At 49.9% G+C, this 17,969-nt stretch carries 18 protein-coding genes; all 18 read left to right on the forward strand.

Features of this window, described 5'->3' with window-relative positions:
* The first annotated feature begins 46 nt into the window (after positions 1–46).
* Positions 47–1,408: a tRNA uridine-5-carboxymethylaminomethyl(34) synthesis GTPase MnmE gene (mnmE, locus tag IBX50_RS00305; RefSeq protein WP_292252457.1), complete on the forward strand. Its 1,362-nt coding sequence runs from the start codon at positions 47–49 to the stop codon at positions 1,406–1,408.
* A 354-nt stretch (positions 1,409–1,762) separates the two neighbouring features.
* Positions 1,763–3,649 carry a tRNA uridine-5-carboxymethylaminomethyl(34) synthesis enzyme MnmG gene (gene mnmG / locus IBX50_RS00310; RefSeq protein WP_292252458.1) on the forward strand — a complete coding sequence of 629 codons (1,887 nt, stop codon included), beginning with the start codon at positions 1,763–1,765 and terminating at the stop codon, positions 3,647–3,649.
* Complete coding sequence (gene rsmG, locus IBX50_RS00315) at positions 3,646–4,284, forward strand: 16S rRNA (guanine(527)-N(7))-methyltransferase RsmG (protein WP_292252459.1); 639 nt, start codon at positions 3,646–3,648, stop codon at positions 4,282–4,284. Before mnmG ends, rsmG begins: the two co-directional genes overlap by 4 nt.
* 10 nt (positions 4,285–4,294) lie before the next feature.
* A complete protein-coding gene (locus IBX50_RS00320; protein ID WP_292252460.1) occupies positions 4,295–5,062 on the forward strand; it encodes a ParA family protein in 768 nt (255 codons plus the stop codon).
* Between the two features lie 22 nt (positions 5,063–5,084).
* The gene (locus IBX50_RS00325) at positions 5,085–5,975 is read left to right on the forward strand and encodes a ParB/RepB/Spo0J family partition protein (RefSeq protein ID WP_292252461.1); all 891 of its coding nucleotides are present in this window, start codon (positions 5,085–5,087) and stop codon (positions 5,973–5,975) included.
* Between the two features lie 135 nt (positions 5,976–6,110).
* A complete protein-coding gene (locus IBX50_RS00330) occupies positions 6,111–6,485 on the forward strand; it encodes an ATP synthase subunit I (RefSeq protein WP_292252462.1) in 375 nt (124 codons plus the stop codon).
* A 24-nt stretch (positions 6,486–6,509) separates the two neighbouring features.
* A complete protein-coding gene (gene atpB, locus IBX50_RS00335; protein WP_292252463.1) occupies positions 6,510–7,343 on the forward strand; it encodes a F0F1 ATP synthase subunit A in 834 nt (277 codons plus the stop codon).
* 103 nt (positions 7,344–7,446) lie between these two features.
* Positions 7,447–7,674 (forward strand): F0F1 ATP synthase subunit C, encoded by a 228-nt coding sequence (gene atpE / locus IBX50_RS00340; RefSeq protein ID WP_072325766.1) that lies wholly within the window; start codon positions 7,447–7,449, stop codon positions 7,672–7,674.
* An 81-nt stretch (positions 7,675–7,755) separates the two neighbouring features.
* Complete coding sequence (locus tag IBX50_RS00345) at positions 7,756–8,226, forward strand: F0F1 ATP synthase subunit B (protein ID WP_292252468.1); 471 nt, start codon at positions 7,756–7,758, stop codon at positions 8,224–8,226.
* Between the two features lie 12 nt (positions 8,227–8,238).
* Positions 8,239–8,775: a F0F1 ATP synthase subunit delta gene (locus IBX50_RS00350; RefSeq protein ID WP_292252470.1), complete on the forward strand. Its 537-nt coding sequence runs from the start codon at positions 8,239–8,241 to the stop codon at positions 8,773–8,775.
* Between the two features lie 16 nt (positions 8,776–8,791).
* The gene (gene atpA, locus IBX50_RS00355; RefSeq protein ID WP_292252472.1) at positions 8,792–10,336 is read left to right on the forward strand and encodes a F0F1 ATP synthase subunit alpha; all 1,545 of its coding nucleotides are present in this window, start codon (positions 8,792–8,794) and stop codon (positions 10,334–10,336) included.
* 68 nt (positions 10,337–10,404) lie between these two features.
* Positions 10,405–11,277: a F0F1 ATP synthase subunit gamma gene (gene atpG / locus IBX50_RS00360; protein WP_292252473.1), complete on the forward strand. Its 873-nt coding sequence runs from the start codon at positions 10,405–10,407 to the stop codon at positions 11,275–11,277.
* Between the two features lie 74 nt (positions 11,278–11,351).
* Entirely contained in the window at positions 11,352–12,731 is a 1,380-nt protein-coding gene (atpD, locus tag IBX50_RS00365) for a F0F1 ATP synthase subunit beta (protein ID WP_292252474.1), read from the forward strand.
* A 30-nt stretch (positions 12,732–12,761) separates the two neighbouring features.
* Entirely contained in the window at positions 12,762–13,187 is a 426-nt protein-coding gene (locus IBX50_RS00370; RefSeq protein ID WP_292252475.1) for a F0F1 ATP synthase subunit epsilon, read from the forward strand.
* 144 nt (positions 13,188–13,331) lie between these two features.
* Positions 13,332–14,687, forward strand: coding sequence for a magnesium transporter (mgtE, locus tag IBX50_RS00375; RefSeq protein WP_292252477.1), 1,356 nt, complete (start codon positions 13,332–13,334; stop codon positions 14,685–14,687).
* A gap of 19 nt (positions 14,688–14,706) precedes the next feature.
* A complete protein-coding gene (locus IBX50_RS00380; protein ID WP_292252479.1) occupies positions 14,707–15,504 on the forward strand; it encodes an undecaprenyl-diphosphate phosphatase in 798 nt (265 codons plus the stop codon).
* 12 nt (positions 15,505–15,516) lie between these two features.
* Positions 15,517–16,581 carry an FAD:protein FMN transferase gene (locus IBX50_RS00385; protein ID WP_292252480.1) on the forward strand — a complete coding sequence of 355 codons (1,065 nt, stop codon included), beginning with the start codon at positions 15,517–15,519 and terminating at the stop codon, positions 16,579–16,581.
* 28 nt (positions 16,582–16,609) lie between these two features.
* Positions 16,610–17,959, forward strand: a complete 1,350-nt coding sequence (gene mgtE / locus IBX50_RS00390; RefSeq protein ID WP_292252481.1) for a magnesium transporter — start codon at positions 16,610–16,612, stop codon at positions 17,957–17,959.
* Positions 17,960–17,969: the final 10 nt, after the last annotated feature.

Genomic DNA, 17,969 nt, shown 5'->3' on the forward strand with positions numbered 1-17,969 from the left:
ACCCCCTCCAAGTGAGGGGGTTTTGTTATCTGAAGGGTAAATTCTGATGAATCAACAAGACACCATAGCAGCTGTTGCTACACCCCCGGGACGCGGTGGTGTAGGTATCGTTCGAGTATCCGGCAGTTTGTGTCGGAAAATAGCTGCAGACTTTTTAGGTTATCAACCAAAACCCCGTTATGCCCATTATGGGGTGTTTAAAGACCTGCAAGGTCAGACCATTGATGAGGGGCTGGCTATTTTTTTCCCGGCACCCCATTCCTTTACAGGTGAAGATGTACTGGAGTTTCAAGGGCACGGTGGCTCCGTTCTGTTGGATAGGCTACTGGAGAACTTGTTACTGGCCGGTGTTCGTCTAGCAGCACCGGGTGAGTTCAGCCAGCGTGCCTTTTTGAATGACAAGATGGATCTGGCACAAGCTGAAGCCATTGCTGATCTGATCGATGCCTCATCTCGTCAGGCAGCAGAAAATGCCCTGAAATCCCTGCAGGGTGTTTTTTCTCACAAGGTGCATCAGCTGGTGGATCAATTGATTCACCTACGGATGTATGTTGAGGCGGCTATCGACTTCCCGGAGGAGGAAATCGACTTTATCAGTGATGGTCATGTCAGCCAGCAGTTACAAGGTCTGAAAGAGCAGCTGGAAGCGGTTAAAAAGGAAGCCAGGCAGGGGTGTTTGTTGCGGGATGGCATGAACGTGGTGTTGGCAGGTCGTCCGAATGCCGGTAAATCCAGCCTGATGAATGTACTGGCCGGGCAGGATCGGGCTTTGGTGACTGAAATTGCTGGCACCACCCGTGATGTTTTAAAAGAGCAGATTCACATCGATGGCATGCCTTTGCATATTATTGATACCGCCGGTTTGCGAGAAACAGAAGATCTGGTTGAGCAATTGGGTGTAGAGCGTGCCTGGCAGGAAATTGAAAAAGCGGATCGTGTACTGCTGTTGGTGGATGCTCAGGAAACAAACAGTCTGAATCCAATAGAAATCTGGCCGGATTTTGTGAAACGTCTTCCGCATCCTGAGCGTCTGACCTTAATTCGCAACAAGATTGATCTCAGTGGCGAGCAGGAAGACTCTGATTTATCCACAACCCCTCCGGTTATCCGTATTTCAGCAAAACATCAACAGGGTGTGGATAAATTACGCCAGCACCTGAAACAGGTCATGGGTTATCAAAATACGCTGGAAGGTGGATTCTCAGCCCGACGCAGGCATCTGGATGCATTGCATCAAGCCAGTGAAATTCTTCACGAAGGTCAATTACAGCTGGAACATCATGGTGCTGGTGAATTATTGGCTGAAGACCTGCGTAAAACACAGGAGAAGCTGGCAGAAATTACCGGTGAATTCACTGCGGATGATCTACTCGGAAAAATTTTTGGTGAGTTCTGCATAGGAAAATAAATATCTACTTGTGGATAACAAGGATGTTTTAACCCGTAGAAGGAGTGTATCAAGCCGGGGATATTTTGTGCTTGTGGGTAAATAATGCTTTTATGCACAGGCCATGCAGACTCACTACACAACTCATCCTGACCTAACCCGAAGAGTTATGCAATTCTGTAAGGCTTGCCATACAAGGCTTGTAGTGGCTTATCCACAGAAACCATCCACACTAATAATAACTACAGTATTAAAGAACTTTATAAATCTTATGGTTATTACTATTGCGGTGAACAAGTGTGATTTCTACTGTTGTGAGCCACTGAACAGGCTATAATTGCTCGTTTATCCGGAAGAAGTCATTTGAGGTGTACCGTGGATTACCCAACCCGTTTTGATGTGCTGGTGATTGGTGGTGGCCATGCGGGAACGGAAGCTGCACTTGCTGCTGCACGTATGGGTTGTAAAACCCTGTTGCTGACCCACAATGTGGAAACACTGGGTCAGATGTCCTGTAATCCGGCCATTGGCGGGATAGGAAAGAGTCATCTGGTGCGAGAAGTGGATGCATTGGGTGGTGCCATGGCTCACGCCACAGACCAGGCCGGTATTCAATTTCGTGTGTTGAATGCCAGAAAAGGGCCAGCGGTCAGAGCAACCCGTGCTCAGGCTGATCGTGTGCTTTACAAGGCAGCGATCCGCAAAATTCTGGAAAACCAGCCAAACCTGCAGATTTTTCAGCAAGCAGCAGATGACCTGATTGTTGAAGGGGATCGTGTTGCCGGTGTAATAACCCAGTCGGGTATACGTTTTTATGCCACTTCGGTAGTACTGACTGCAGGTACATTTCTGGGCGGTTTGATTCACATTGGCCTGCAAAATCATTCCGGAGGTCGTGCCGGAGATCCACCCTCCATTGCTCTGGCTGATCGGCTGCGTGAACTGCCTTTGCGTGTGGGACGTTTAAAAACAGGTACCCCACCCCGCATTGATGCTCGCAGCGTTGATTTTTCAGTGATGGAAGCTCAGCCAAGTGATGATCCATTACCGGTGATGTCTTTCTTGGGTCAAGTTGACGAGCACCCAGAACAGATCAGCTGTTATATCACCCATACCAACAGTCAGACCCATGAGATTATCCGTAACAACCTGGATCGTTCCCCCATGTATTCCGGTGTGATTGAAGGGGTTGGACCGCGTTACTGCCCCTCAATTGAAGATAAAATTCATCGTTTTGCTGACAAAAACAGCCACCAGATTTTTATCGAACCAGAGGGTCTGACCACTCACGAGCTGTATCCCAACGGCATTTCAACCTCTCTGCCTTTTGATGTACAGCTGGATCTGGTGCGATCTATCCGGGGTATGGAAGAAGCTCATATCACTCGTCCCGGTTACGCCATTGAGTATGATTATTTTAATCCCCAGGATTTAAAACCCAGTCTGGAAACCAAAGTTATCCACAACCTGTTTTTTGCTGGACAGATTAATGGCACCACCGGTTATGAAGAAGCGGCTGCTCAGGGTCTGTTGGCCGGATTAAATGCTGCACGCCGGGCAAAAGAACTGGATAGCTGGTGCCCGCGTCGCGATGAAGCCTACATGGGTGTACTGGTGGATGACCTGATTACTCTGGGTACAACCGAACCCTACCGCATGTTTACATCTCGGGCTGAATACCGTTTGCTGCTGCGTGAAGATAACGCTGATCTGCGCCTGACCGAAAAAGGACGCGAGTTGGGGCTGGTGGATGATAAACGCTGGGCGGCATTTGAGCAGAAACGTGAAGCAATAGAGCAGGAAAAAAACCGTCTCAAGCACACCTTTGTTCATCCAGGTACAGCAGCCTCTGACATACTGAATGCCAAGTTGGAACAACCACTGAGTCGTGAACATGCACTGCTGGATCTGTTAAAGCGACCGGAACTGGGATATTGGGATCTAGCGCATCTGGCACCAGGTGAATTACCGGTAGATTCTCAGGTGCAGGAGCAGGTACAAATCCAGGTCAAATATGCTGGATATATTGACCGTCAGGCACAGGATATTGAGCGTATTCGCCGTCAGGAAGAAACACCACTTCCGCTCGATATGGATTACAGTCAGGTGGATGGTTTATCCAATGAGCTTAAAAACAAGCTGAGTACTATCCGACCAGCCACGCTTGCACAGGCTAGCAGAATTCCGGGTGTAACTCCTGCAGCCATCTCCATGCTACTGATACACCTTAAAAAACGTGATTTGTTGGCGAGACAAGCATGATGACAGAAGAGCAACTGGCATCAAGGTTAGTGCAGGGGATGGAGGCGTTAAAACTTAACGCTACTGAACAGCAAGTGCAGCAACTGCTGGATTACCTGCAACTGCTGGTACGCTGGAATCAGGCCTATAATTTGACCGCTGTACGTGATCCGGCAGAAATGATCAGCAAACACCTGTTGGACAGTTTATCGATTTTGCCTTATGTCGAGGGTCAACAAATTACCGATGTGGGTTCTGGTGCCGGCCTGCCTGGTATTCCACTGGCCATAATGCGGCCGGAAATGTCGGTGTTGTCGATTGATTCCAATGGCAAAAAAACCCGCTTTCAGTTTCAGGTGAAATCAGCCTTAAAACTGGATAACTTTATGGTGCAGCAGGCACGTACGGAAACCTTTCAACCGGCCACAAGAAGTCAACAGCTGGTCAGCCGTGCCTTTGCTAGTCTGGGTGATTTCCTCCGGTTGACGCAGCCTCTGGCAACCGAAGATGCACGTTGGCTGGCAATGAAAGGACAGTATCCTGAAGATGAACTCAAGGATCTACCGGAAGGATTTCTCTGTCAGCAAAGTCATCTGTTGCAAGTTCCGGGTGAAGAAGGCCAGCGTCATTTGCTGATTTTAGTCAAACAAGCGTAAGGATAAAGCAGTGACCAGAATTTTTGCTGTGACCAATCAAAAAGGTGGTGTGGGTAAAACCACCACCTGCGTTAATCTTGCAGCCTCACTGGTGGCGACCAAGCGCAAGGTTTTGCTGGTGGATATGGACCCTCAGGGACATGCCACACTAGGCAGTGGTGTGGATAAAAAACAGCTAGAGTATTCGGTGTATGATTTATTGATGGGTGAAGCCACCGTTGAACAGATCCGCAAAACAACCGATCCTGCCAGTTATGATCTTTTGCCTGCCAATGTAGACTTGGCAGGTGCTGAAGTGGGTTTAATTAATGAATCTCAACGAGAAAGGAAGCTGGCTAATGCGCTGGAAGGTATTAAAAAAGACTATGATTTTATTCTGATTGATTGCCCTCCTTCGCTGAATTTGCTGACCATTAATGCCTTGACTGCGGCACGGGGTGTGCTGGTACCGGTGCAGTGTGAATATTATGCCCTTGAGGGTCTGACTTCACTGCTGGATACCCTGAAGCGGGTGACAGAAACAGTCAATCCAGGCCTAGAGGTTAGCGGTATTCTCAGAACCATGTATGATTCACGCAATAGCCTGACCCAGGATGTTTCCGGACAGTTGATTGAGTATTTTGGTGATCAGGTTTTGGATACTGTTATTCCAAGAAATGTTCGCTTGGCAGAGGCACCTAGTCATGGTCTGCCAGTGCTCTGTTATGATGCCAAATCTAAAGGCAGTCTGGCTTATCTGGCGCTGGCGGGTGAAATCCTTCGCCGTAACTCCTTGTAAACTGTAAAGCAGCTTTATACCTATGACACCAGCAAAAAAAAGAGGATTGGGTCGTGGACTGGATGCCCTGCTGGGTAGTGCTAATCCTGAACCGACCCATGTGGATGCAGAAGCGTCTTCGGACGTTCATCCACATGAAGGTGAACTGAAAAAAATTCCGGTTGAATTATTGCGTCCGGGCAAATATCAACCACGCAGGGATATGCATCCAGAGGCACTGGAAGAGTTGGCTGCATCCATTCGTCAGCAGGGCATCATGCAGCCAGTCGTTGTTCGTCCGGTGGCTGGTGGTCAGTATGAAATTATTGCCGGTGAAAGACGCTGGCGGGCAGCACAGCTGGCTGGATTAGAAAAAATTCCTGCCCTGGTCAGAGAAGCAGAAGACCGAGACGTTGTGGCGCTGGCACTGATTGAAAACTTGCAGCGGGAAGACCTGAACCCGCTGGAAGAAGCTCTGGCTTTACAGCGCCTGCAAAAAGAATTTGAACTGACTCAGCAACAAGTGGCTGATGCAGTAGGTAAATCACGTAGCTCCATCACCAATCTGCTGAGATTATTGCAGCTTCATAAAGATGTAAGACGCATGCTGGAACATGGTGATCTGGAAATGGGTCATGCCCGCGCCTTGTTGAGTCTGCAGGATAATCAACAACTGGAAGCAGCACGTCAGGTTGTGGCCAAAGGTATGTCAGTCCGTCAGACCGAGGCACTAGTCAGAAAAAGTCTCGAACAGCCGACACTGACAGACCAGCAGGCTCCAAGAGATCCGGATATCCAGCGGCTGGAACAACAATTGCAAGCCAGCCTCGGCGCTCAGGTGAAAATCCAGCATTCGGCCAAGGGTAAAGGCAAACTGGAGATACGTTATACCAGTCTGGCCGAATTGGACGGTATTCTCAGGCATCTGCATTGATGGATATCTTGCACCTTGGTCGTAAGTTCCTGTTTGACCGTCAGGTCATTGTTGAAGCCTAGATACTTAGTCTCTATAATCCTTTGGCTTTGTAAATTGAGCTTTGTAAATTGACTTGGCAGGAGTAGACGGAAGATGGCAGCGGTTCCCCTTCCGCCCTATAAACGCTTGTTGATGATGCAAGCCGCTGCTGTTGTGCTGGTCAGTCTGCTGGCTGAGCTAATCAGTAAAAATGCCGGTGTTTCGGCATTGCTGGGTGGTTTGATTGCTTTTATACCTCATGCTGCATTCAGTGGCTTGATGTTTCGGCATCGGGGTGCCAGAAGGGTTAATCAAGCTGTACAGCTGATGTTTATGGCAGAGATGGTGAAGTTAGGTTTGACGGTTGTTCTTTTTGCACTGGTGTTTATTGGAGTGCAACCTTCAAACCCCATTTCCCTTTTATGTGCTTACACAGTGGTTCTGATGGTGCACTGGCTAGCTCCATGGCTGATGCAAACCGGACGATAACCACCCAACGTTTTGAGGCTGATCATGGCAGATACACCTGTTGAATATATAAAGCATCACTTACAGAACATGACCTACGGCAACCACCCAGAGCTGGGATGGAAAATGGCCGAAACCAGTGCAGAAGCTGCGGAAATGGGTTTTATGGCATTTCACGTGGACACACTGGGCTGGTCGATTGCCATGGGTCTGCTGTTCCTGTTTGTATTTAAAAAAGCCGCCAATGCAGTGACCAGTGGTGTACCGGGTGGGCTGCAGAACTTCGTGGAAATCTGTTTTGAATTTGTCGAAAACCTGGTTAAAGAAACCTTTCATGGCAAGAACCCGCTGATTGCACCGCTGGCGTTGACCATTTTTGTGTGGATTTTCCTGATGAACAGCCTGAAGTGGCTGCCGGTGGACTGGATCCCAGGTGTGGCTACTCTGCTGGGTGCTGATTACTTCAAGATTGTTCCCACCACTGACCCCAACGCCACTTTTGGTATGTCGCTCGGTGTTTTCTTGCTGATCATTTTTTACAGTATTAAAGTGAAAGGTATTGGTGGATTTGCCAAAGAGCTATCTTTCACACCCTTTAACCACTGGCTGTTTATTCCGGTTAACCTGGTACTGGAAATCATCGGTCTGCTGACCAAGCCGATCAGTTTGGCGCTGCGTCTGTTTGGTAACATGTACGCCGGTGAAGTGGTGTTTATTCTGATTGCCCTGACCTTTGGTGCAGGTGTCTTCATGGGTCTGCTGGGTCTGAGCATGCAGTGGATCTGGGCCGTATTCCACCTGCTGGTTATCCCTTTGCAGGCGTTTATCTTCATGGTACTGACGATTGTTTACCTCAGTGCTGCACACGAAGATCATTAAGCAGTAACCAGCCAACTTGCCATAAGGCAGGTTGGCGAGTTTTAGCAGTAAACTTTAACCTCAACTCACCTTCAACCAACCTTAGTAACCTTAGGAGTAACTCATGGAACTCGTATACATTGCAGCCGCTATCATGATCGGTCTGGGTGCACTGGGCACTGGCATTGGCTTCGCCCTGCTGGGTGGCAAGCTGCTGGAGTCCACAGCTCGTCAGCCTGAGCTGGGTGCCCAGCTGCAAACCAAGACCTTCCTGATGGCTGGTCTGCTGGATGCCGTGCCGATGATCGGTGTTGGTATCGCGATGTACCTGATCTTCGTTGTTGCCGGTTAAGACTGAGTTAACGGGGTCAGTGGTTTCTGACCCCATGAAGCTCTTCTCGCAACCTTTAACAATGGCAAAAGGTGTATCGCAATGAATATGAATATGACCATTCTGGGTCAATCTATTGCCTTCGCTCTGTTTGTCTGGTTTTGCATGAAGTTTGTATGGCCCCCGATTTCTGCGGCCATGCGTGAACGCCAGAAAAAAATTGCTGATGGCCTGGATTCAGCCAGTCGCGCACAACGCGATCTGGAGCTGGCTCAGGAAAAGGCGTCCCAGACCCTGCGTGAAGCCAAAGAGCAGTCTGCCCAGATTCTGGAGCAGACGAACAAGCGCGCGACAGTGATGATCGAAGAAGCTAAAGAACAGGCACGTGCCGAAGGTGCTCGTCTGGTCGAAGGCGCAAAAGCTGAGATCACCCAGGAAATCAACCGCGCCAAGGATGAGCTTCGTGCTCAGATTTCTGCCCTGATTATTGAAGGCGCAGAAAAAATCCTGGAAAGCTCTGTGGATGCAAAAGCACATAGCGAGCTGGTCGACAAACTCGCCAAACAACTGTAAGCGAGGTGTCTGATGGCTGACAAGAACACACTCGCCAGGCCGTATGCGAAGGCCGCCTTTGAGTATGCGTTGAGCGAAGGCAAGCTGGCAGATTGGTCCGCAATGCTGGGACTGGTTGCCGAAGCCGCTACCAATAAGGAAGTAGCTTCCTTGTTACTCAACCCCTCGCTGGGCAGTGATGCAAAAGCAGAGCTGTTACTCGATATTTGCAAAGCAAAAATCGATGATCAGAGTCGCAATTTCATCAAGCTGCTGAGTGAAAAAAGCCGTTTACCCCTGATTCCGGTCATTGCCGAAATCTATGAGGCCTTTAAGGCCGAGCAGGAAAAATCTGTTGAAGCCCAGGTTGTTTCAGCTTTTGAGCTGAGTGCCGAGCAACAGCAGCTGCTGGTAGATGCACTGCGCAAGCGTTTAAACCGTGAGGTTACACTCAAGGTAGAAATAGACAAGCGTCTCATTGGCGGTGTTGTTATTCGCACCGGTGACCTGGTGATCGATGGCTCGCTTCGCGGCAAACTCGCGAAACTGGCCGAGTCATTGAAATCCTGATTTTGAGGGACAAGGCATGCAGCAACTGAATCCATCCGAGATCAGTGACATTATCAAGAAGCGCATCGGTAACTTGGATGTCACTTCGAAAGCCCAAAACGAGGGCACCATTGTGAGCGTTGCTGACGGTATCGTGAAAATTCACGGCCTCGGTGATGTCATGTATGGCGAAATGATAGAATTTGAACAGGGCGCTTTTGGTATGGCCCTGAACCTGGAACGTGACTCCGTAGGTGTGGTAGTACTGGGTGATTATCTCGGTCTGGCTGAAGGCCAGTCTGCCCGTTGTACTGGCCGTATCCTGGAAGTACCCGTCGGTGAAGAACTGCTGGGTCGAGTTGTAGACGCACTGGGTAACCCGATTGATGGCAAAGGCCCGATTGAAGCCAAACAGACCGATGCGGTCGAAAAGGTTGCACCGGGTGTTATCTGGCGTAAAAGTGTAGACCAACCTCTACAGACCGGTTACAAGGCGATTGACGCCATGGTACCGGTTGGTCGTGGTCAGCGTGAGCTGATTATCGGTGACCGCCAGATCGGTAAAACTGCTGTTGCAGTTGATGCCATCATCAACCAGAAAAGTTCTGGTGTTAAGTGTATCTATGTTGCCATTGGTCAGAAACAGTCGACCATTGCCAACGTAGTACGCAAACTGGAAGAGCACGGTGCTCTGGCTCACACCATTGTGGTGGTGGCCTCTGCTTCCGAAGCAGCTGCACTGCAGTTCATTGCTCCTTACTCCGGTTGCACCATGGGTGAATACTTCCGCGATCGCGGACAGGACGCCCTGATTGTCTATGATGACCTGACCAAGCAGGCCTGGGCTTATCGCCAGATCTCCCTGCTGCTGAAGCGTCCACCCGGACGTGAAGCTTACCCAGGTGACGTTTTTTATCTGCACTCACGTCTGCTGGAACGCGCTTCCCGCGTCAGTGAGGAGTATGTAGAGAAGTTCACCAACGGTGAAGTCAAAGGAAAAACCGGTTCGCTGACGGCTCTGCCAATCATCGAAACCCAAGGTGGTGACGTATCCGCGTTTGTACCGACCAACGTAATCTCCATTACCGACGGTCAGATCTTCGTGGAAACCAACCTGTTCAACTCAGGCATCCGTCCTGCAATGAACGCCGGTGTTTCTGTATCCCGTGTTGGTGGTGCAGCTCAGACCAAGATCATCAAGAAACTGGGCGGTGGTATCCGTCTGGCTCTGGCTCAGTATCGTGAGCTGGCAGCCTTCTCCCAGTTTGCTTCTGATCTGGACGAAGCGACCCGCAAACAACTGGAACATGGTCAGCGTGTTACTGAGCTGATGAAGCAGAACCAGTACAGCCCGATGAGCATTGCTGATATGGGTGTATCTCTGTTTGCAGCGGAAAACCATTTCCTGGATGACATCGAAGTCAGCAAGATCCTGCCTTTTGAAAAGGCTCTGCACGCTTACATGAACAGTGAGCACGCAGCCCTGATCAAGCAGATCAATGACAGCGGTGATTTCAGCAAGGAAATCGAAGCGGCCCTCAAATCTGCTGTTGAGCAGTTTAAGGCCACCCAGTCCTGGTAAGTACTGCAGAACCGGTCGATGTTTAATCAACCGGTTCAGGTACTTGTTGGCTAAGAAGGCGAAAGCGTATGGCAGTCGGAAAAGAGATCCGCTCCCAGATTGGGAGTATCAAGAATACGCAGAAAATCACCAGCGCCATGCAAATGGTTGCTGCGTCGAAAATGCGTAAAGCACAGGATCGCATGGCCGCCAGCCACCCTTATGCCACCCAGATCAGAAAAGTGGTCAGCCATATTGCTGAATCAACTCCGGAGTACCGTCACAGTTACATGCAGGATCGTGACGTAAAACGGGTTGGTTTTATTGTTGTTTCTACCGATCGCGGCTTGTGCGGTGGCTTGAACATTAACCTGTTCAAAGCTGCTGTAAAAGAAGTGATGGATTGGAAAAACAAAGGCGCAGAAATTGATATCTGTGCCATCGGCAGCAAGGCTGGCGGCTTCTTCCGTCGTTATGGCGGAAGTCTGGTGGCTGCCAAGAGCGGGCTGGGTGATGCGCCCAAAGCGAATGAGCTGGTGGGTAGTGTCAAGGTCATGCTGGATGCCTATGAAGAAGGCAAAATTGATCGGCTTTATGTGGTGTACAACGAGTTTATCAACACCATGAGTCAAAAGCCGCTCATCCAGCAGCTGTTACCCCTGGAAGCTGAAGCAGAGCAAGAAAGCGACAAGAGCAAGGTGGCTGGTTGGGACTACATCTATGAACCGGATCCCAGAGTCCTTCTGGATAGTTTGTTGGTCAGGTACATTGAGTCCCAGGTTTATCAGGCTGTTGTTGAGAACATTGCCTGTGAGCAGTCTGCGCGTATGGTTGCGATGAAAAGCGCAACAGACAACGCTGGCGACTTCATTAGTGAGTTGCAGCTTGTTTACAACAAAGCACGTCAGGCAGCAATCACACAGGAAATCGCCGAAATTTGTGGCGGTGCTGCAGCGATCTGATCAGTGCCTCCGCAAATAATTGCGGGGGTTAAAAAGGGTAGCAGGTTTCATTTGCAGGTTTGAGAGGAACCAAGATGAGTAGCGGACGTATCGTACAGATCATCGGTGCCGTTATCGACGTAGAATTTGACCGGGCAGGCGTACCCAACGTGTACGACGCCCTGACCGTCGACGGTAGCGAAATGATTCTCGAAGTTCAGCAACAGCTCGGTGATGGCATCGTGCGTTGCATTGCAATGGGTTCCACCGAAGGTCTGAAGCGCGGCCTGGTGGCAAATAACACTAACGCACCAATTTCTGTACCTGTGGGTGTCAAAACTCTGGGTCGGATCATGGACGTGCTGGGTCGCCCAATCGACGAAGCCGGTCCGATTGGTGAAGAAGAACGCTGGGCAATTCACCGCAAAGCACCTAGTTATGATGAGCAGTCCAGCTCTGTAGAACTGTTGGAAACGGGTATCAAGGTTATTGACCTGGTATGCCCGTTCGCCAAGGGCGGTAAAGTTGGTCTGTTCGGCGGTGCCGGTGTTGGTAAAACGGTCAACATGATGGAGCTGATCCGTAACATCGCGATCGAGCACTCAGGTTTCTCCGTATTTGCCGGTGTTGGTGAGCGTACTCGTGAAGGTAACGACTTCTACCACGAGATGAAAGACTCCAACGTACTGGACAAGGTGTCACTGGTTTACGGTCAGATGAACGAGCCGCCGGGTAACCGTCTGCGCGTAGCCTTGACCGGTCTGACCATGGCTGAGAAATTCCGTGATGAAGGTCGTGATGTTCTATTCTTCGTGGACAACATCTACCGTTACACCCTGGCTGGTACAGAAGTATCTGCACTGCTGGGTCGTATGCCTTCTGCGGTAGGTTATCAGCCAACACTGGCTGAAGAGATGGGCGTTTTGCAGGAGCGTATCACCTCCACAAAAACAGGTTCCATCACTTCTGTTCAGGCCGTTTATGTACCTGCGGATGACTTGACTGACCCGTCTCCGGCAACGACCTTCTCGCACTTGGATGCGACTGTGGTACTGTCGCGTGATATCGCTTCTCTGGGTATCTATCCTGCGGTTGATCCACTGGACTCCACTTCGCGTCAGCTGGATCCACTGGTTGTCGGTGTAGAGCACTATGAAGCGGCTCGTGGTGTACAGACAGTTCTGCAGCGTTACAAAGAACTGAAAGACATCATCGCCATTCTGGGTATGGACGAACTGTCCGAAGAAGACAAACAGACAGTATCCCGCGCTCGTAAAATTCAGCGCTTCCTGTCTCAGCCTTTCTTCGTGGCGGAAGTATTCACCGGCTCACCTGGTAAATACGTTTCCCTGAAGGACACCATTCGTGGTTTCCAGGGCATTCTGAATGGTGATTATGACCATCTGCCTGAGCAGGCTTTCTACATGGTTGGCTCCATCGACGAAGCAGTCGAAAAAGCCAAGGGCATGAAGTAAGGCTGACGGGATAACCCAAGGGGGAGACCCATGGCGATGACAATGCATTGCAATGTTGTCAGTGCTGAAAAGAAACTGTTTGATGGCCGTGTGGAGCTGGTTGTAGCTTCGGGTGTCATGGGTGAGCTGGGCATTCTGCCTGGTCACACCCCGCTGTTGACCGAGCTTAAACCTGGCACTATTAAGGTCAAAAAACAGAATGGTGAAGAAGAGCTGATTTATGTTTCCAGTGGTTTCCTGGAAGTGCAGCCGGGTACAGTGACCGTATTGGCAGATTCTGCTGAACGTGCGGCCAATCTGGACGAGGCAGCAGCCAAGGAAGCAATGGAAGCAGCCAAGCGTGCCATGGACGACAAGAGCAGCGAGATGGAATTTGCTCAGGCGGCTGCCATGCTGGCTCAAGCTGCAGCTCAGCTTCAGACCATTCAGCAACTGCGCAAAAAGCTGGGTCGTTAATCCTTATTCGATTAAACGGCATCAGTGGTGTGATCTTAAATGTGTGGCCTTAATAAAAAAGTGTCGCACTGAAAAAAAGGCGGCTTAGTGCCGCCTTTTTTAATTTGTTTCCTTGTTGAAGTACCTCTGCAGGAGAGGCTGCCAATGAGCGAAGAAAAAACCAGCCCAACAGCTGAAAAACAGCTGGAAATACCCTTGCCGGGAGAATCCGGCTGGCGATTTGCCCAAGCCAGCCAACAAGCGGTGGATGTGGCAGAAGAGTTAAGTCATCTTTCAACACCGGAATTGATAGTCGGTTGTCTTGATCTGTTACCACTGGTACGTCGTGCCGAAATTTTTGATTATCTTCCTGAGGGTGTTCAGGAAGAAGTCGCAGCCGCATGCAGCATAGATTCCCTGATGGAGCTGCTGGAAGAGTTACCGGCGGATAGTGCTACCGATCTGTTTGCACTGCTTAGCCCGGAACAACAAACTGATCTGCTGAAAGACCTGCCAGCACGTAATCGTGCAGCACTGGAGCACCTTTCACGTTACCCGGAAGGCACTGCTGGTGCATTAATGACCACAGAAATGTCCCTGTTACCAACCGGTATCAATGTACAGCGAGCACTGGAAATCCTGCGTCGCACGGCGCCGGGATCAGAGACCATTTATCACACCTATGTGGTTGATCCACGTCACCGCCTGGTGGGTGTGGTTTCACTGCGACAGCTGATTCTTGCCAATCCGCGTGCCACCATAGATCAACTGATGACAGAAGATCTGGTCACCAGCCTGCCCGATACCGATCAGGAAGAAGTAACCCGCCTGATCAGCCGTTATGACTTATTGGCCTTGCCGGTGGTGGATGAACATCAACGGCTGCTGGGCATTGTCACTTATGACGATGCGATGGACGTGGCGGAAGAAGAAGCGACCGAAGATATCCACAAGGGCGCCAGTATTGCACCCTTAGAAGAAGGCCTGCTGCGCACTAGCCTGTTTGATCTGTACCGCAGCCGAATCTTCTGGTTGATCCTGCTGATTTTTGCCAACCTGATTTCCGGTGCCGGTATTTTATATTATGAGGACACTATTGCCGCTCACGTGGTACTGGTGTTTTTTCTACCATTGCTGATTGGCAGTGGTGGTAATGCCGGTTCTCAGGCATCCACCCTGATGGTTCGTGGTCTGGCAACAGGTGATGTTGGATTAGGAGACTGGACACGGCTGCTGGTTAGAGAGCTGCTGGTTGCCGGTGCGCTGGGTCTGACCATGGCTATTGCTGTTTCCCCAATTGGAATCTTCCGTGGTGGTCTGGATATTGCCATGGTGGTTGGCATGAGCATGATCATTATTGTGCTGGTTGGCAGCATGATTGGCATGAGCCTGCCCTTTTTGTTACACAGGCTTAACTGGGACCCGGCCACCGCTTCTGCCCCGCTGGTGACCACCCTTGCGGATGCGGGTGGAGTCATCACCTATTTTGCTCTGGCGACCTGGTTGCTTGGTCTTTACTGATTGATGAGGTGATATTTAGATGGATTGGCTGCAACTGATTGTTTTATCGCTGGTGCAGGGCTTGACAGAGTTCTTGCCTATTTCCAGCTCTGCCCATTTGATACTGGTGCCCCTGTTTACCAGTTGGCAAGATCAAGGACTGGCTTTTGATGTTGCCTTGCACCTTGGCAGCCTGAGTGCGGTGATCCTGTATTTTCGTCAGGATCTGATTCGTATGGTACGCAGCTGGACAGGTTCTCTGGTCACCCGCAAGCTGGATGAAGATTCCAAACTGGCCTGGGCAGTGCTACTGGGTACTTTACCAGTAGGTTTAGCAGGGCTTTTACTCAAGGGCTGGATTGAAACTGAACTACGTGGCCCAGTTATCATGGCTTGGTCATTGATTAGTTTTGGTCTGTTGCTGGGTTATGCCGACTGGAAAAACAAAGGCGGACGCAGTGAGTACCAGATGAACTGGAAAGATGTTGCCATGATCGCTTTTGCTCAGGCCTTGGCATTAATTCCTGGTACATCCCGCTCTGGTATCACCATCACTGCTGCTTTGTTGATGGGTTTAAGTCGTGAGGGTGCAGCACGTTTTTCGTTTTTGTTGTCTATCCCGGTGATCACTCTGGCTGGAATGTTAGAAGTCCACGGCCTGTTGCAACAGACAACAGCAGTGAACTGGGGTGAAATCTTCTGGGGTGCAGTTTTTTCGGGCATTAGTGCTTACCTGTGTATTCACTACTTTCTGGTTTTTATCAAAAAAATTGGGATGCAGCCTTTTGTCATTTACCGGGTGCTGCTGGGTTTGCTGCTGTTGTACTTTTTCTGGTAACAGGACGGATTGATGATGATGCAAAAAATGAAACAAAGATGGGTTTATTCACTGGTTTTGTTGTTGGTTTTTATCCTGATGGCAGGTTGCAGCAGCGAGCCTGAAAAGCAACCGGTACGCCTGCAAGGGCAGATTTTTGGGACCTTCTGGTTGGCAACCTTTCCTGATGACTGGTCTGCAGAGCAGGTCAAACAACTGGATGCGGGTATCAGGAGGGAGCTGGATAAAGTGAATGCTTCCATGTCCACTTATAAAAAAGATTCGGAACTGAACCAGTTTAATGCTGCTCCACTGGAACAGTGGGTAGAACTATCACCAGAACTGTTTGAAGTGCTCAGTCTCAGTCAGGCCATAGCCCGATTCAGCAGCGGTGCTTTTGATGTGACGGTGGGTGGGTTAGTTAACCTCTGGAACTTTGGGCCGGAAGCCAGGCCAGAAACAATTCCTGATCCGGAATTGTTAAACCAGCGGTTAGAACAGGCAGGTTATCAGTACCTGCAGCTGGATGCAGAGCGTTTGCAAGCAAGGCGTATGAAAGATAGTTATATTGATCTTTCAGGTATTGCCAAGGGTTATGCCGTGGATCAGGTTGCCAACTGGTTAAAAGCTCAGGGTGTGGAAAACTTTTTGTTGAATATTGGTGGTGATTTGATTGTTTCTGGCGAACGACACAAGGATCAGCCCTGGAGAATTGGTGTTGAAACACCGGATGAAAGTATGCAGGTAGCGCACCATATTTTACCTGTATCGAATGTTTCCGTAGCAACATCAGGAGATTACCGCAATTTTTATGTTGTTGATGGTCGCCGCATGTCGCATACCATCAATCCAAAAACCGGGGAGCCAGTGGATCACCATCTGGCATCAGTAACGGTATTGCACCCCAGTAATGCCATTGCAGATGCCTGGGCAACAGCTTTGATGGTGATGGGCGCAGAATCAGCTCTGCAGCTGGCAAACCGTGAAGGCCTCGAAGTCCTGTTGATCAGCCGGGAAAATGATCAGTGGAAAAGCTGGCTTTCCGAATCAATGAAACAACGACTTGGATCTGACCTGACAGTAAAAATTCTCCGTTAAAACCGTCATTTTTAATTAGGGGGTGAGCATGATTTATGAAGAACTCGCCAGTGCACTCTACGTTGCCATGGAGAGGTCAGACACTTTAGCCATAGAGCAGCTGATTGCTGAAATGCAGCCAGCGGATCTGGCTGAGTTTGTCCGTCATCAGACCATCGATGCAACCCTTAAGTTGCTCACCCACCTGCCCATCGAACAACGTGCCGAAGCCTTTGGTTATCTTGAAGTGGATACCCAGTGTGAGCTGGCAGAAAATATGACCGAAGAGGGTCTGTCACAACTTTTTGTCCACATGAACTCGGACGAACGTGCTGACCTTTTTAATGAGTTATCAGAAGATCGCCAGCAAGGCATTCTGCGCCGTATGGCAAAAGAAGAACGGGAAGATATCCGTCGGTTGGCCAGTTATGAAGAAGGCACCACCGGTGCGGTCATGACCAGTGATTATGTTACGGTTCCAGCAGGTGTCTCTGTCAGTCGGGCGCTGGATATTGTGCGCCAAACCGCCCCAAATGCGGAAACCATCTACCAGGTTTATATACTGGATGAACACCAGAAGCTGGTGGGTACCCTGTCGTTACGACAGTTGATACTGGCACGCCCGGAAGCCGGTGTTGACCTGTTAATGACCACTGAGTTGGTCAGTATTAATGCCTCAGAAAAACAGGAAGAAGCCTCACGCCTGATCAGCCGTTATGACCTGCTGGCACTGCCGGTGGTGGATGATGAAAACCGTTTGATCGGGATAGTCACCTACGATGACGCCATGGACGTGGCAGAAGAAGAGGCCACAGAAGATATTCACAAGAGTGCTTCGGTCGGGCCATTGGATGATGGTTTTGGCAAGGCCAAAATCAGTAATCTTTATCGTCGACGGGTGAACTGGCTGGTATTGCTGGTGTTTGCCAACATCCTCTCCGGTGCCGGTATCGCTTTTTATGAAGAAATCATTGAAGCTTATGTGGTGCTGGTTTTTTTCCTACCCTTGCTGGTTGCCAGCGGTGGTAACGCCGGTTCACAGGCATCCACCCTGATGATCCGTGGTCTGGCAACCGGGGATGTCAGTGCCAGAGACTGGGGTAAACTTCTGAGCCGAGAGTTAATTGTTTCTGCATCTCTGGGATTAACCATGGCTGCCACTATTGCTGGCATCGGATTCTGGCGCGGTGGAATGGATATCGCTCAGGTAGTGGCCTACAGCATGTTTGTTATTGTAGTGGTTGGCAGCCTGATTGGGATGAGTCTGCCTTTTCTACTCAACAAACTGGGATGGGACCCGGCAACCGCCAGCGGGCCGTTGGTGACTTCCATTGCCGATATTGTTGGTGTGCTGATTTATTTTGGTATTGCCACATCGCTACTGGATTTTGGACTCTGATCAGTACCTA

Source organism: Marinospirillum sp. (genome assembly GCF_014859565.1).